Source organism: Pseudomonas sp. UC 17F4 (assembly GCF_900101695.1).
Lineage (GTDB): Bacteria > Pseudomonadota > Gammaproteobacteria > Pseudomonadales > Pseudomonadaceae > Aquipseudomonas.
In genome coordinates this window covers 806576-820125 of the sequence record NZ_FNKV01000001.1, presented here as the reverse complement: position 1 = coordinate 820125, position 13550 = coordinate 806576, and the positions used below count along the sequence as shown (strand labels likewise).

Annotated in this window: 18 protein-coding genes; 6 read left to right on the top strand and 12 right to left on the bottom strand. The window is 62.0% G+C overall.

Annotated features, from left to right (window positions below):
* The first annotated feature begins 74 nt into the window (after nt 1-74).
* On the top strand, nt 75-1475 hold the full coding sequence (locus BLR26_RS03675) for an aminoacyl-tRNA deacylase and HDOD domain-containing protein (RefSeq protein WP_045199549.1): 1401 nt from the start codon (nt 75-77) through the stop codon (nt 1473-1475).
* Between the two features lie 22 nt (nt 1476-1497).
* Here BLR26_RS03675 and BLR26_RS03670 read toward each other — a convergent pair whose 3' ends face one another.
* The 10 genes from BLR26_RS03670 to BLR26_RS03625 form a co-directional block, all read right to left on the bottom strand.
* A complete protein-coding gene (locus tag BLR26_RS03670; RefSeq protein WP_045199547.1) occupies nt 1498-1872 on the bottom strand; it encodes a helicase in 375 nt (124 codons plus the stop codon).
* A 117-nt stretch (nt 1873-1989) separates the two neighbouring features.
* Nucleotides 1990-2379 carry a hypothetical protein gene (locus tag BLR26_RS03665; protein ID WP_045199545.1) on the bottom strand — a complete coding sequence of 130 codons (390 nt, stop codon included), beginning with the start codon at nt 2377-2379 and terminating at the stop codon, nt 1990-1992.
* The gene (locus BLR26_RS03660) at nt 2370-3377 is read right to left on the bottom strand and encodes an SEL1-like repeat protein (RefSeq protein ID WP_093377984.1); all 1008 of its coding nucleotides are present in this window, start codon (nt 3375-3377) and stop codon (nt 2370-2372) included. The genes BLR26_RS03665 and BLR26_RS03660 overlap by 10 nt, the downstream gene beginning before the upstream one ends.
* Complete coding sequence (locus tag BLR26_RS03655; protein ID WP_093377979.1) at nt 3374-3904, bottom strand: hypothetical protein; 531 nt, start codon at nt 3902-3904, stop codon at nt 3374-3376. Before BLR26_RS03655 ends, BLR26_RS03660 begins: the two co-directional genes overlap by 4 nt.
* Nucleotides 3901-4281, bottom strand: a complete 381-nt coding sequence (locus tag BLR26_RS03650; protein ID WP_093377974.1) for a hypothetical protein — start codon at nt 4279-4281, stop codon at nt 3901-3903. Before BLR26_RS03650 ends, BLR26_RS03655 begins: the two co-directional genes overlap by 4 nt.
* The gene (locus tag BLR26_RS03645; protein WP_045199539.1) at nt 4278-4610 is read right to left on the bottom strand and encodes a hypothetical protein; all 333 of its coding nucleotides are present in this window, start codon (nt 4608-4610) and stop codon (nt 4278-4280) included. Before BLR26_RS03645 ends, BLR26_RS03650 begins: the two co-directional genes overlap by 4 nt.
* Nucleotides 4607-4825, bottom strand: coding sequence for a hypothetical protein (locus BLR26_RS03640; protein WP_045199537.1), 219 nt, complete (start codon nt 4823-4825; stop codon nt 4607-4609). Before BLR26_RS03640 ends, BLR26_RS03645 begins: the two co-directional genes overlap by 4 nt.
* A gap of 181 nt (nt 4826-5006) precedes the next feature.
* Entirely contained in the window at nt 5007-5282 is a 276-nt protein-coding gene (locus BLR26_RS03635; protein WP_003213368.1) for an HU family DNA-binding protein, read from the bottom strand.
* A gap of 187 nt (nt 5283-5469) precedes the next feature.
* Nucleotides 5470-6618 (bottom strand): NAD(P)/FAD-dependent oxidoreductase, encoded by a 1149-nt coding sequence (locus BLR26_RS03630; RefSeq protein ID WP_093377970.1) that lies wholly within the window; start codon nt 6616-6618, stop codon nt 5470-5472.
* A gap of 34 nt (nt 6619-6652) precedes the next feature.
* Nucleotides 6653-6820, bottom strand: a complete 168-nt coding sequence (locus BLR26_RS03625) for a rubredoxin (RefSeq protein ID WP_045199533.1) — start codon at nt 6818-6820, stop codon at nt 6653-6655.
* Between the two features lie 168 nt (nt 6821-6988).
* Here BLR26_RS03625 and BLR26_RS03620 point away from each other — a divergent pair, with 168 nt between their 5' ends.
* On the top strand, nt 6989-7552 hold the full coding sequence (locus BLR26_RS03620; RefSeq protein ID WP_045199531.1) for a chorismate lyase: 564 nt from the start codon (nt 6989-6991) through the stop codon (nt 7550-7552).
* The gene (gene ubiA, locus BLR26_RS03615) at nt 7552-8439 is read left to right on the top strand and encodes a 4-hydroxybenzoate octaprenyltransferase (RefSeq protein ID WP_093377965.1); all 888 of its coding nucleotides are present in this window, start codon (nt 7552-7554) and stop codon (nt 8437-8439) included. Before BLR26_RS03620 ends, ubiA begins: the two co-directional genes overlap by 1 nt.
* A gap of 66 nt (nt 8440-8505) precedes the next feature.
* Here the strand turns inward: ubiA and BLR26_RS03610 are convergent, their stop codons facing one another.
* Nucleotides 8506-8877 carry a COG4315 family predicted lipoprotein gene (locus BLR26_RS03610; RefSeq protein ID WP_093377960.1) on the bottom strand — a complete coding sequence of 124 codons (372 nt, stop codon included), beginning with the start codon at nt 8875-8877 and terminating at the stop codon, nt 8506-8508.
* A 146-nt stretch (nt 8878-9023) separates the two neighbouring features.
* Between BLR26_RS03610 and phoB the strand changes: the two genes are divergently transcribed.
* The 3 genes from phoB to BLR26_RS03595 all read left to right on the top strand — a co-directional run bounded on the left by phoB (nt 9024) and on the right by BLR26_RS03595 (nt 12593).
* Nucleotides 9024-9713 (top strand): phosphate regulon transcriptional regulator PhoB, encoded by a 690-nt coding sequence (gene phoB / locus BLR26_RS03605; protein ID WP_010225936.1) that lies wholly within the window; start codon nt 9024-9026, stop codon nt 9711-9713.
* A gap of 115 nt (nt 9714-9828) precedes the next feature.
* On the top strand, nt 9829-11139 hold the full coding sequence (gene phoR, locus BLR26_RS03600) for a phosphate regulon sensor histidine kinase PhoR (protein WP_093377956.1): 1311 nt from the start codon (nt 9829-9831) through the stop codon (nt 11137-11139).
* A 113-nt stretch (nt 11140-11252) separates the two neighbouring features.
* On the top strand, nt 11253-12593 hold the full coding sequence (locus BLR26_RS03595; RefSeq protein ID WP_045199523.1) for a hemolysin family protein: 1341 nt from the start codon (nt 11253-11255) through the stop codon (nt 12591-12593).
* A 6-nt stretch (nt 12594-12599) separates the two neighbouring features.
* Here BLR26_RS03595 and BLR26_RS03590 read toward each other — a convergent pair whose 3' ends face one another.
* Nucleotides 12600-13496, bottom strand: coding sequence for a peptidoglycan DD-metalloendopeptidase family protein (locus tag BLR26_RS03590; RefSeq protein ID WP_093377951.1), 897 nt, complete (start codon nt 13494-13496; stop codon nt 12600-12602).
* Nucleotides 13497-13550 lie beyond the last annotated feature (54 nt).

Here is a 13550-nt window from a genome sequence, read left to right as displayed (position 1 = left end):
CGTCCCAGATTGCGGCCAGCCCGGGGTTCAAGCTGGTTATACTCATGCGATTGAAAAAATTTTGGATACAGACCATGACTGAAGTTGCTCTGGACACCGCAACCCCCCACGCTCCGTCTGTTATCCGGTTGCTGCTCGACAAGCTCGGCATCGCCTACCGCGAAGTGACCGACCATCCGCAGCTGCCGGCCGCCGCCAAAGTGCAGGCCGTACTGCTGGACGACGAAGTCGGCGCGTTGATGGTGCTGTTCCCGCAAAACCAGTTGCTCGACCTCAGCCGCCTGACCGAGCTGACCGGCCGCAAGCTGGCTGCGGTACCGCTGGAACGCCTGCGCCACATGCTGGAAAAGCACGGCCTGAAGATCCTCCCGGGGATTCCGGCGCTGACCAGCTCACCGTGCCTGTACGAAGAAAGCCTGCTGCGTCCCGAGCGCCTGCTGATTCACTCCGGTGAAGCCGGGTTGTTGCTGGAGATCGAGCGCGACGACTTCAAGAAGATGCTCAGCAAGGCCAGCGCCGGCAACTTCGGCGAACTGCTGACCAGCATCCGCCCAAATCTCGACCGCCCCCACGACGACCGCGAAGAAATTTCCCAGGCCGTCCAGGCATTCACCGCCCGGCGCATCCAGCAGCGCCTGGAAAGCACCATCGAGATCCCGCCGCTGGCGGAAACCGCGCAAAAAATCATCAAGCTGCGGGTCGACCCCAACGCCACCATCGATGACATCACCGGCGTGGTCGAAACCGACCCGGCCCTTGCTGCGCAAGTGGTCAGCTGGGCGGCTTCGCCCTACTACGCCTCACCGGGCAAGATCCGCTCGGTGGAAGACGCCATCGTTCGCGTACTCGGCTTTGACCTGGTGATCAACCTGGCCCTGGGCCTGGCGCTGGGCAAAACCCTGAGCTTGCCCAAGGACCACCCGCAACAGACCACGCCGTACTGGCAGCAATCGATCTACACCGCTGCGGTGATCGAGGGCCTGACCCGGGCCATGCCACGGGCCGAGCGCCCGGAATCGGGCCTGACCTACCTGGCCGGGCTGCTGCACAACTTCGGCTACCTGTTGCTGGCGCATGTGTTCCCGCCGCATTTCTCGCTGATCTGCCGGCACCTGGAGGTCAACCCGCACCTGTGCCACAGCTACGTCGAGCAACACCTGCTGGGCATCAGCCGCGAGCAGATCGGCGCCTGGCTGATGCGCTACTGGGACATGCCGGATGAGCTGTCCACCGCCCTGCGCTTCCAGCACGACCCGACCTATGCCGGCGACTGCGCCGCCTTCCCCAACCTGGTGTGCCTGGCGGTACGCCTGCTGCGCTCGCGCGGAATCGGCTCGGGGCCGCAGGAAAGCATCCCCGACGAGCTGCTCGAGCGTCTGAACCTGACCCGCGAAAAAGCCGAGGACGTGGTCAACAAGGTGCTGGAAGCCGAAGCCATGCTGCGTGAGCTGGCCTCGCAATTCAGCCAGCACTGAGGCGTAAGCCTGACCTTGGCGGTCAGGCCTTCTTTTTCGGTTTCAGGTACTTCATCAGGCCCTGGAACCAGATCACCAGCGCCGGGTTGCCCTTGATCTGGATGCTTTTGTCCTGAATCCCCTGCATGAAGGCCAGTTGCTTGTTCTTGGCCTGCAGGGTGGCAAAACCGAACGCGGCATCCTTGAAGGCGATAGCGAAAGCTGGCGCAGGGTGAGTGCCGGATTTGCTGCTGATTCGCAGGTCCTTGACGATGAAATGGCGCGCCGCCTTGCCATCGAGGGTCTGCAGCTGGAACACCAGGTCCTTGTCGGCCAGTTGCTGCTGAAAGGCAGGGTTGTTGCGGCTGGCTTTGGCCATCAGCAGGCCCATGGCCCAAAGGAGAAAGCGAAACTTCATGTGCACGCCTCGGCTAAAAAGTGACTGGCGAAGCAGTTTATAGTCTCGCTACAAAAACGCCATAGTTCTCTACGCTTTACCCGATGATAGCCGCCGTTGGCCTTGTAACCGGGTTATTCACTGACGCCTGAACCTGCTCAACGCGTACAGAATCAACTGGTTCGCGCCGACAGCCGCCAGTGCCGTAGACAACCCCAGCACGCTGCAAAACATTGCGCGCAGCGGATGCTGGGGCAACAGGTAGAGCAGGATTGCGGCAGGAATGGCCGCCGCCAGCAGCAACCGCCACTTGAGCCGCGGCACCAGCGCGATCGCCAGGTTCATCAACACCACGAAGTAGAAGATCAGGTACATGCCCATGCCGATCGCGACGCCGCGCGACATCAGCCCGCCGGCCATCTGCCGGTACATTGTCATGCCAGTGTTGTGCAGCCACAGGTAAGTGACAATGGCCAACAGGTGCACAACCAGAGCGATTGCCAGGCGGTAAGGGCGAGTTACAAGCATTTCTGTGTCTCGTCTTCGACCACGCCTTTGTCGCTCAGGCGCTTGATACCGTCCACGGCGCTGTCGCGGTAACCGCTGGCCTCCAGTGCCGCTTGCTGGTAGCAAGCCATGGCGCGGTCATTGTCCTGCTGGCCAAGCTTGCCTGCCTCGTAGGCAAAGCCAAGCTCCACCAGCCCCCGCGGCGACTCCAGCTTCGCCGATTGGCGCAAGGCTTGAAGCGCTTTGCCCGGGTCCTGGCAGACCCGGTCCTCGGCATACTCTTCGCCGTAGCAAACGAAGTGCGCCAGCATGGCCCCGGCGTCCCGTTCAGTGACCATAGCCGCCTCCAGGAGCTGCACGATGGTCGAGTCCGGCAGTCGTTCGGCATCCCCTGAAAAAATCAGGATGACCGCCTGGACTGCGGCCTCGTTGTTGCCCTTGGTAGCGGCACTGAGCAGACTGTTGAGGGCGGCGTTCATCAGTTGCCCAGGGTTGTCGTAGAGCCCTGCCCTGCCCAGATTCTCATAGAGCCTGGCGCGCTCGACATCCAGCTCGCCGGCAACCTTCTCCTGGCGCCCGGTAAAGAAGCCCGCCAGCGACCAGTCATCGATCCGCTGTAACACCCAGCATTGGCCGCGGGTAAAGGTATAGACCTTGAGCAGTTCGCCCTTGGTGTCGTGCAACACCACTTGCCGGCTACCCTCCTGCTCGACCACCAGCCCCAGCGCGGCACGCTTGGCCGGCTGTAGCAAGGCCAGCGACGGGCGCTGCTCCGGGGCCAGCTTGCGGATCGCCACACGCGGTTGCTTGCGACCGGGGTAGATCCGCTGCTCGATCAGCGGGTCAGCCACCAGCGACTGCTGCAGCGCTTCGCTCTGGGCAAAAGCGGCGAAAAAGGCGCCAAAATCGTTGTCGGAGCAGTCCGGCATGTCCGCCGGGGCACCAGCGCAGGTTGTCGCCCCGGCCAGCAGCAGGAACGAGCAGAACCACTGCCGCCACGTCGTCGCAAAGCCTTTCATGGTTTGCCTCTGTCGATCAGCTGTTGAGTGGGAGTACACCAGTAGTCACTGAAACCCAGCCAGTAACCCAGCACATCGCGGATAAAGCGCAGGGCGTTTTCCGGCTTGCGGCAATCGGCCTGCTCGTCGGCCACGTCATAGGGCGTATTGCTGATGAAGTAGTTGAGCCAATGGGGCTTCCAGTTGGGTATGGCGATCTCGATATGCCCATCAGCCTTGTACAAGCTGATCCAGACGATGCCGACAGTGCCGTTGTCTTCGTAATCGCGCATGTCCAAAGAGGTCTGCGAGAACAGCGGCGTGCGGTAAACCTGCTTTTGATTGCTGCGGTCAATGAAACGCAGGTAGGCCAGGTCATCGAAAGGCACCAGCAAGCCACCAACCGGCACATTCTCCATGAGATAACGGCCCGATTCGCTGACCACCCTGACTTCGCCTGGCCGGTCGATCAATACCTGGATGTTGTGTCCCACCCAAAGTACCAATGCCCCAACCATCGCCAGGGCAAAATAGTGCCTACGTTTCAAGACTGATCCTTGTTGAATACATTCAGCCGGCCCAACCAGTGGGCAAGCATTATCGCCAGGAAAGTCAGACCACCGGCCAGCGGGCTGAAAAACATCGTACGCACCGGGTGATCCGGCATCAGCCAGTAGATGATCAACGCCACCAGCGCGCCATTGATCATGAGTTTGTGCTTGAGCCGCGGCACGAAAACGATCACCAGGCTGAAGATCACCATCACATCGAACACCAGCCAGAAAATGGCGCCAGACGCCACGCCGCGGGCGGTGAAGCCGCCGTAGATCTGCTTGTAGTAATGAACCCCGATGTCGTTGAGCACCAGGAACAGGAAGCAAGCCAGCGCATGCACGGCCAGGGCGATCAGCCAGCGTTTGATCATCGGGAGTTTCCTTGCAAAGCCTGGCACCAGCTGCGCACATCGTTCCTGTCGAAGCCCGGGCAGTTGTTGTCGCGGGGGATATAGCGATAGGGGTGCGCGGCTTCGTAGGTGAAGTGGTAGTAGTTGTGCTTGTCCTGGCCGTACAGCCAGTAGGACGAGGAGCCCTGGGAAATCTGGTAGGGCTCGAAGGTCAGCATTGAGGATTCGGCGGGGATGAAGTTGTCAGGCTCCATCCACAGCAGCAGCGCGTTCGAATACAACGGCGTGGTCACGCCTGGCAGCAGCAGGAGTACCAGCAACGCCAGGGCCAACCCTTTGCCTTTGCTCATGCCGGCGGCAGGTTCGCATAGTAGGAACCCACCAGTTCCATGACCACCACGGTGGTCAGGCAAATGAACGTCAGCAGTCGATGCCAGAGCTGGTCACGCCAGCGTCGGTGCAGGCTGGTGAGTATCAATATCAGGCAGACAAAGGCCAGGCTGCCGAACAGGTCGCTGTCGGCAACGCCCGCCAGGTAGTTGGGCAAGGTCAAGCCGTCATACATGGCGTTGCCCTGCGCTAGCGGTTAGTGCGAATCCTTCGGTCTTCATCACGGCCCTCCCTGGACACTTCCCCGTCCTTGCGACGGCGGCCGCGTATGCTAGCCAGATGCCAGGGCGGCGGCAATAAAAAACGGGCACCTTGTGCGGTGCCCGTTTTTCACTGCAATCGATCTGTGCGAGGCATCACGGATTGACGCTGTCCTTCAGGGATTTGCCTGGTTTGAAAGCAACGGTGTTGCTGGCCTTGATCTTGACCGGCTCGCCGGTTTGCGGGTTTTTGCCCGTGCGGGCACCGCGGTGGCGCTGCAGGAAGGTACCGAAGCCGACCAGGGTCACGCTGTCCTTGCGGTGCAGGGCGCCGGTGATTTCTTCGAGCACGGCGTTGAGCACGCGGTTGGCTTGCTCTTTGGTGAGATCAGCCTTTTCCGCAATGGCGGCGGCGAGTTCTGGTTTACGCATAGTGAAGCCTCTTTGACGGTTTTTTTGTTGTTATGCCGTGCTGCTCTTGAAGAACAGCGCCCAAGGCACCGCAGGCTCTAAACTGCGGCAGACGGAGTGAGAATGGCATGCCCTCAGGGGCCGCGCCAGTCTCTGGGCGGCCATTGTTGGGGCAAAGGCAGGGGAAATCCGACAGAACGCCGGTTATTTACGCCATCAGCGCCGGAAGTTGCCGATTTAGAGCCAGCTTGTCCATGACGGCGGTGCCGGTCAGGGCATAGCCCAGCAGTTGGCCGTCTGCGTCATGGCAGAGCACCTTGAGGTCGGCGCCCTGGCCTTCAACGCTCCACTGGCCCTCACGGCCATGGGGCACAGGCGACACCACCAGCGGGCAGGCCGGGGTTTTAACCGTAACCGGCATCGGCCCGTAGGCGACCGCTGTCGGGTTGCCGGCCAGGGTTTGCGCCAGCGCCCGGGCGCAACTCATCAACGGCATCACATACAGCAGATTGAGGCCATCGACTTCGGCGCAATCACCGAGGGCGAAGATGTTGGCGTGGGAGGTACGCAGCTGGCGATCAACCACTACGCCGCGATTGACCTGCAACCCCGCAGCCGAGGCCAGGTCGATGCGTGGGCGCAGGCCAACAGCCGAAACCACCAGGTCGCAAGCAATCACACTGCCGTCGGACAAGTGCGCTTCCAGGCCCTGCTCCAGCCGCTGCAGGCGGGTCAGTACCGGGCCCAGGTGGAAACGCACGCCCAGCTCTTGAAGGCCGGCCTGAACCGCGGCTGCCGCCATCGGGTGCAGCAAGGTCGGCATGACCTGCTCGCACGGCGCCACCAGCTCGACCTGATAGCCACCCAGGCTCATGTCGTTGGCGAACTCACAGCCGATCAGGCCGGCGCCGAGGATCAGCACCCGTTGCTTGCCAGCGGCGGCGGCACGGAAACGGGCGTAGTCTTCGAGGTCGTTGATCGGGAAGATCAGCTCGCCTGCATCGCCTTCGACCGGCACCCGCACGGTTTCGGCGCCCCAGGCCAGGATCAGGTCGCGGTAGTGAACCTGCTCTTCACCGATCCACAGGCGTTTGTGGCCCGGGTCGATGCCGCTGATGCGGGTGTGGGTGCGCACCTCGGCCTTGAGCTGCTCGGCCATGGCGCCGGGTGCGGCCATGCTAAGGCCGTCGGCGTCCTTGTTCTTGGCGAAACCGGTGGAAAGCATCGGCTTGGAGTAGGAGCGGCCGTCGTCGGCGGTAATCAGCAACAACGGCGTATCGCCGTCGAGCTTGCGAAACTCGCGAGCCAGGTTGTAACCCGCCAGACCTGTACCGACAATCACCACTGGAGCCGTCATGCGCTGCCTTCCTTGAAATCTGATTGAAATGTGATCAGTTGATTTCGATCATCTCGAAATCCATCTTGCCGACACCGCAGTCCGGGCACAGCCAGTCTTCGGGTACGTCTTCCCACCTGGTGCCTGGAGCGATGCCGTCGTCCGGCCAACCGTCAGCTTCGTTGTAGACCAGGCCACAGACAATACATTGCCACTTTTTCATAACGCACTTCCTCGAAAGACTCAGGCATTGGAGTGGCCGCTCTCGTGAAGATTACAGTGGCGGCCATCAAAGAAAGGGCTTTGTACTGGAGCCAGGTGCCAGCATGCAAGCCGGATCGGGCAATCATGCTAAGCTCGGCGTCTCTCTGGCCTGTTATTCGATACCGCCGTGCCGTACGAAACATTGCAAGCGCCCGCTGCACTCTGGCTGCAGCACCCTGACCTGGCAGACAGCACATCGCCCACGACTCGCGACTGGTTGTACGACCAGGGCTCCCTGACCCGCCGCCTGATTCAATTATCCGCCGATCACTTTTGCGTGACACCCCTTTGCGAGGGCTGGCAACGCCTGCGCGAAGACGAATGCCAGGCCCTTGACCTGCCGTTGGGCAGCGAAGGCTGGGTGCGCGAAGTGTACTTGCGCGGCCATGGCCAGCCCTGGGTGTTTGCCCGCAGCGTGGCCGCGCGCAGCTCGCTGGAAAGTGGCGGCCTGGACATGGAAGCGCTGGGCAGCCGCTCATTGGGCGAACTGCTGTTCTGCGAACAGGGCTTTGTCCGCCGGCCCATCGAGGTCTGCCACTATCCGCAGGCCTGGCTGCCGCTGGAGCAGTGCCATGCAGGCTTGTGGGGGCGCCGTTCGCGCTTTGATCGCGACGCCTTGAGCGTGCTGGTGGCCGAGGTGTTCTTGCCTACACTGTGGATTGCCGCCGACACCCCATCGGAGACCCGCTGATGTACCTGCAGTTGCTCAAGTCGTTCAATCGCCTGCACCCCCGGGCCTGGGACTTCATCCAGCTGAGCCGGATGGACCGTCCGATTGGCATCTACCTGCTGCTGTGGCCGACCCTTTCGGCCGTCTGGATTGCCGCCAAGGGCGCGCCGACCCTGGCCAACGTGCTGATATTCACCCTCGGCGTGGTGCTGATGCGCGCTGCCGGCTGCGCCATCAACGATTTCGCCGACCGCAAGGTCGATGGCCACGTCAAACGCACTGCCGACCGCCCGCTGGCCGCCGGACGGATCAACGCCCGCGAGGCGCTGACCCTGTTTGCGGTATTGGTCGGGGTGAGTTTCTTGCTGGTGCTGTGCACCAATGCCACCACGGTGTGGCTGTCGTTCGGCGCTGTGGCGCTGGCGGCCTGTTACCCGTTCATGAAGCGCTACACCTACTACCCGCAGGTGGTGCTGGGGGCGGCCTACTCCTGGGGCATCCCCATGGCCTTCACCGCCGCCACCGGCGAGCTGCCGGCCATCGCCTGGCTGCTGTACATCGCCAACCTGCTGTGGACCGTGGGCTACGACACGTACTACGCCATGGTCGACCGCGATGACGACCTGAAAATCGGGGTCAAATCCACCGCCATCCTGTTCGGTGAAGCCGATCGGGTGATCATCCTCACCTTGCAGGTATTGTCCCTTGGCTGCCTGTTACTGGCCGGCAACCGCTTCGAGCTGGGCGGCTGGTTCCACCTGGGACTGATGGCAGCCTTGCTGTGCTTTGCCTGGGAGTTCTGGTCGACGCGCAAGCTGGACCGCGAATCGTGCTTCAAGGCCTTCTTGCACAACCACTGGGCCGGGTTGCTGGTGTTTGTCGGCATCGTGCTGGATTACAGCTTCTGATTCATCGCGGGGCATGCCCGCTCCTGCACCTGTAGGAGCGGGCTTGCCCCGCGACTGAAGGCACTATTACTTGATCACGTGCCAGACGTCTTTCATGCCATCGCCGGTCATGTCACCGGCTTTCTTGTCCTTGATGAAGGTGTACACCGGCTTGCCTTTGTAGGCCCACTGCATCGAACCGTCATCGCGCTTGATTTGTGTCCAGCCCTCTTCAGCCATGTCGCCAGATTTGACCATAAGCGGCGGCCAGTTCTTGGCACACTCATCGTTGCACATGGACTTGCCGCCCGAATCCTTGTCAAAGGTGTAGAGCGTCATTCCAGCATGGTCGACCATCATGCCGTCCTTCATCATGGCATGATGGGCCGACGCTATCCCTGGCAACGCCAGTGCCACTGCAGCGAAAAGCGTCATCCAGTTCAGCGTATGTCGTGTCATTGGATTCACCGTAATTCTCGGGAGAGGGAATTTAAGCCTAGCCCAGTAACAGAATGTTGCTGCAATGGCCCACGAGCTGTCACACGACTGCAATAATTCCGTTATCTAATGCGGGCCAAGACACCTTTAATGGAAGAGGTTTAAGCATGGTTGGCAGAAACATTCTGATCGTTGACGACGAAGCGCCAATTCGCGAGATGATCGCCGTTGCATTGGAAATGGCCGGCTATGACTGCCTGGAAGCCGAAAACTCCCAGCAGGCCCACGCCATCATCGTCGACCGCAAGCCGGACCTGATCCTGCTCGACTGGATGCTCCCGGGCACCTCCGGTATCGAACTGGCCCGCCGTCTCAAGCGCGACGAGCTGACCGGCGACATCCCGATCATCATGCTCACCGCCAAGGGTGAGGAAGACAACAAGATCCAGGGCCTGGAAGTCGGCGCCGACGACTACATCACCAAGCCTTTCTCGCCGCGCGAGCTGGTGGCCCGGCTCAAGGCCGTGCTGCGCCGCGCCGGCCCGAGCGATGGCGAAGCGCCGATCGAAGTCGGCGGCCTGCTGCTCGATCCAATCAGCCACCGGGTGACCATCGATGGCAAGCCGGCCGAAATGGGCCCGACCGAATACCGCCTGCTGCAATTCTTCATGACCCACCAGGAGCGCGCCTACACCCGTGGCCAACTGCTCGACCAGGTCTGGGGCGGCAACGTCTATGTCGAGGAACGCACCGTCGACGTGCATATCCGCCGCCTGCGCAAGGCGTTGGGCGATGCCTACGAAAATCTGGTACAAACCGTCCGCGGCACCGGTTACCGGTTCTCAACTAAAAGTTGAGAAAGCTGCAAGCTGTAAGCCCCAAGCTGCAAGAAAGAGCAAAAGCACACGCAGATCCGCTTCAACCTTGCAGCTTGTAGCTTGCAACGTGCAGCTGATCCGCTAAGGATCCCAATTGAACCAGAACTGGCATGGCACCCTGATTCGCCACATGCTGTTGCTGATCACCGTCTGCCTGCTGGCCGGCCTGATCAGCGGCTACTATGGCTGGAGCCTGGCCCTGGGCCTGGCGATCTACCTGGGCTGGACCCTCAAGCAACTGCTGCGCCTGCACGAATGGCTGCGCCTGCACAAACCCGATGAAGCACCGCCCGATGGCTATGGCCTGTGGGGCGAGGTGTTCGACAGCATCTACCATCTGCAACGCCGCGACCAGCGCGTGCGCGGGCGTCTGCAGGCGGTGATCGACCGGGTGCAGGAGTCCACCGCCGCCCTCAAGGATGCGGTGATCATGCTCGACAGCGATGGCAACCTGGAGTGGTGGAACCGCGCCGCGGAAACCCTGCTCGGCCTCAAGACCCCGCAGGACAGCGGCCAGCCAGTTACCAACCTGGTACGTCATCCACGCTTCAAGGAGTACTTCGAGCAGGAGAACTACCTCGAACCGCTGGAGATCCCCTCGCCGATCAACGACCGCATGCGCGTGCAACTGCACATCACCCGTTACGGCAACAACGAGCACCTGATGCTGGTACGCGATGTCACCCGCATCCATCAGCTGGAGCAGATGCGCAAGGATTTCGTCGCCAACGTCTCCCACGAACTGCGCACGCCGCTGACGGTGATCGCCGGCTACCTGGAAACCCTGCTCGATAACGTCGAAGAGGTGAACCCGCGCTGGGTTCGTGCCCTGCAGCAGATGCAGCAGCAAGGCGGGCGCATGCAAACGCTGCTCAACGACCTGCTGTTGCTGGCCAAGCTGGAAGCCACCGACTACCCCTCGGACAACCAGCCAGTAGCGGTCGAGACCCTGCTGCAATCGATCAAGGGCGACGCCCAGGCATTGTCCGGGCAGCGTAACCAGCGCATCAGCCTGGAGGCGCAGCCGGGCATTCGCCTCAAGGGTAGCGAGGCGGAGCTGCGCAGCGCCTTCTCCAACCTGGTGTTCAATGCAGTCAAATACACCCAGGACGAAGGCCAGATCCGCATCCGCTGGTGGGCCGACGAGCAAGGCGCACACCTGAGCGTGCAGGACTCGGGCATCGGCATCGACCCCAAGCATCTGCCACGCCTGACCGAGCGCTTCTACCGCGTCGACTCCAGCCGTGCCTCCAATACCGGTGGCACCGGCCTGGGCCTGGCGATCGTCAAGCACGTGCTGCTGCGCCATCGCGCGCGCCTGGAAATCAGCAGCGTGCCAGGCCATGGCAGCACCTTTACCTGCCATTTCGCCCCGGTGCAGATAGCCTCGCGCCAGGCATCCTGAGCCGCCGCCCTTTAAATTTGCGCAGTCAGCCGCTACATTGGCTGACTCGCGCCAGCTCATGCTGGCATTGCTGTACTCCCTTTCTTAAAAGACGGACCCCGTAAAACTCCATCATGGACCCTTCCCCTGGTTTCAACCTCGCTGCACTTTTCGCCGATTTCGGCATGATTCTTTTCGCTCTGCTGCTGGTTCTGCTCAACGGCTTCTTCGTTGCCGCCGAGTTCGCCATGGTCAAATTGCGCTCGACCCGGGTCGAGTCGATTGCCGAGCAGCATGGCTGGCGCGGGCAGATCCTGCGCACCGTACACAGCCAGCTGGACGCCTACCTGTCCGCTTGCCAACTGGGCATCACCCTGGCCTCGCTGGGCCTGGGCTGGGTCGGTGAGCCGGCCTTCGCGCACCTGCTCGAACCCCTGCTGGCCGCCGTCGGCGTTGAATCGCCGGAAGTCATCAAGGGCATCTCGTTCTTCAGCGCCTTCTTCGTCATCTCCTACCTGCACATCGTTGTCGGTGAGCTGGCGCCCAAGTCCTGGGCGATCCGCAAGCCCGAACTGCTGTCGCTGTGGACGGCGGTGCCGCTGTACCTGTTCTACTGGCTGATGTACCCGGCCATCTACCTGCTCAACGCCAGCGCCAACGCCATCTTGCGTATTGCCGGCCAGGGCGAGCCCGGGCCGCACCACGAACACCACTACAGCCGTGAAGAACTCAAGCTGATCCTGCACTCCAGCCGTGGCCAGGACCCTAGCGACCAAGGCATGCGGGTACTGGCCTCGGCGGTGGAAATGGGCGAGCTGGAAGTGGTCGACTGGGCTAACTCGCGGGAAGACATGGTCTGCCTCGATGCCAACGCGCCGCTCAAGGAAATCCTCGCGATGTTCCGTCGGCACAAGTTCAGTCGCTACCCGGTACTCGATGCCGAGCGCGGCGAATTCATCGGCCTGCTGCACATCAAGGACCTGCTGCTGGAGCTGGCCGATCTCGACCATATCCCCGAGTCTTTCAACCTGGCCGAGCTGACCCGGCCGCTGGAGCGCGTGTCGCGGCACATGCCGCTGGCGCACCTGCTCGAGCAGTTCCGCAAAGGCGGTGCGCACTTTGCGCTGGTCGAGGAAGCCGACGGCAAGGTCATCGGCTACCTGACCATGGAGGACGTGCTGGAAGTGCTGGTTGGCGACATCCAGGACGAACACCGCAAGGCCGAGCGCGGCATCCTCGCCTACCAGCCGGGCAAGCTGCTGGTACGCGGCGACACCCCGCTGTTCAAGGTCGAGCGCCTGCTTGGCGTGGATCTGGACCACATCGAGGCCGAAACCCTCGCCGGCCTGGTCTACGAGACCCTCAAGCGGGTTCCGGAAGAGGAAGAGCTACTGGAAGTCGAAGGCCTGCGCATTATCATCAAAAAGATGAAGGGGCCGAAGATCGTCCTGGCCAAGGTGCTCAAGCTCGATTGAGCCGCCTCAGGGGTTGCCGGCGGTAAAGTTCGGCAGCCCGCCGACGGGCTGGTTGAACTGGTAGGGTATCGACTCCAGCGCCAGCCCGACGTTGCGCTGCACCACAAAGTGCAAGTGCGGGCCGCTGCTGTTGCCGGTATTGCCGGATTTTGCCAGCGGCGTGCCGTACACCACCCGCTGCCCTTCCCTGACCACCACTGAGCCGCGCATCAGGTGCAGGTACACGCCCATGGTGCCGTCTTCGTGAAGGATGCGCACAAAGTTGCCTGACGGATGACTGCCACGGCCGCTCTGGCTGTTTTCGGTCTTGATCACCACCCCTGCCCGTGCGGCGATGATCGGCGTGCCTTCAGGCATGGCGATGTCCATGGCATAACGGCCCTTGGGCCCGAAGTGGCTGTAGCGGCCATTGGGCCCCTGGGTCAGGCGAAAGGGCCCGCCGCGCCAGGGCAATGGGTAACGGAACGCCTGTTGACGCTGGCCCGGGTTGCCCAGGGCAAAATCGAACTTGCTCTTGTAGCTCACCGGCTTGCCGGGCTGGCGGGCACTGAGCAGCGTCAGTGCCACCGTGCTGCGCGCCGGCACCACTCGCCGCACCAAACGCGACGCCCCACCCTGGACATTGCCCAGGCGCTCCAGGCGCAGCTCTACCTCGACCGGCGCGTAGGTGTCGTTACGCGCACTGAAGCGCACGCCTGCGGCAAAGCGGTTGGCCTGCAACTGCACCTGGGTTTCCAGTTGCTCAACCATCCTGTCGCCAAAGACAAACGCCCGGCCGCCGGGAATCGGTCGATCGGAATAAGACACCACGCCGTAGGCGTCGGTACTTTTGTAAAGGGTCATGGCCAGCACAGGGCCGCAGGCCATGAGCAAGGCGCAGAACAGCAGCGTGCGTGCAGGCATGAGTAGTGGCTTTTTGACAGTGAGTGGTCTGTCGAAGCCTAGCAGCGGATTTTG

Bases quoted from the DNA above. Each gene is read 5' to 3' on its own strand.
- BLR26_RS03590 (WP_093377951.1), bottom strand. From the start codon at position 13,496: ATGCCTGCACGCACGCTGCTGTTCTGCGCCTTGCTCATGGCCTGCGGC.
- BLR26_RS03665 (WP_045199545.1), bottom strand. From the start codon at position 2,379: ATGCTTGTAACTCGCCCTTACCGCCTGGCAATCGCTCTGGTTGTGCAC.
- BLR26_RS03675 (WP_045199549.1), top strand. From the start codon at position 75: ATGACTGAAGTTGCTCTGGACACCGCAACCCCCCACGCTCCGTCTGTT.
- BLR26_RS03645 (WP_045199539.1), bottom strand. From the start codon at position 4,610: ATGAGCAAAGGCAAAGGGTTGGCCCTGGCGTTGCTGGTACTCCTGCTG.
- BLR26_RS03630 (WP_093377970.1), bottom strand. From the start codon at position 6,618: ATGACGGCTCCAGTGGTGATTGTCGGTACAGGTCTGGCGGGTTACAAC.
- BLR26_RS03640 (WP_045199537.1), bottom strand. From the start codon at position 4,825: ATGTATGACGGCTTGACCTTGCCCAACTACCTGGCGGGCGTTGCCGAC.
- BLR26_RS03660 (WP_093377984.1), bottom strand. From the start codon at position 3,377: ATGAAAGGCTTTGCGACGACGTGGCGGCAGTGGTTCTGCTCGTTCCTG.
- BLR26_RS03610 (WP_093377960.1), bottom strand. From the start codon at position 8,877: ATGACACGACATACGCTGAACTGGATGACGCTTTTCGCTGCAGTGGCA.
- ubiA (WP_093377965.1), top strand. From the start codon at position 7,552: ATGTACCTGCAGTTGCTCAAGTCGTTCAATCGCCTGCACCCCCGGGCC.
- BLR26_RS03670 (WP_045199547.1), bottom strand. From the start codon at position 1,872: ATGAAGTTTCGCTTTCTCCTTTGGGCCATGGGCCTGCTGATGGCCAAA.
- BLR26_RS03635 (WP_003213368.1), bottom strand. From the start codon at position 5,282: ATGCGTAAACCAGAACTCGCCGCCGCCATTGCGGAAAAGGCTGATCTC.
- BLR26_RS03595 (WP_045199523.1), top strand. From the start codon at position 11,253: ATGGACCCTTCCCCTGGTTTCAACCTCGCTGCACTTTTCGCCGATTTC.
- BLR26_RS03650 (WP_093377974.1), bottom strand. From the start codon at position 4,281: ATGATCAAACGCTGGCTGATCGCCCTGGCCGTGCATGCGCTGGCTTGC.
- phoB (WP_010225936.1), top strand. From the start codon at position 9,024: ATGGTTGGCAGAAACATTCTGATCGTTGACGACGAAGCGCCAATTCGC.
- BLR26_RS03625 (WP_045199533.1), bottom strand. From the start codon at position 6,820: ATGAAAAAGTGGCAATGTATTGTCTGTGGCCTGGTCTACAACGAAGCT.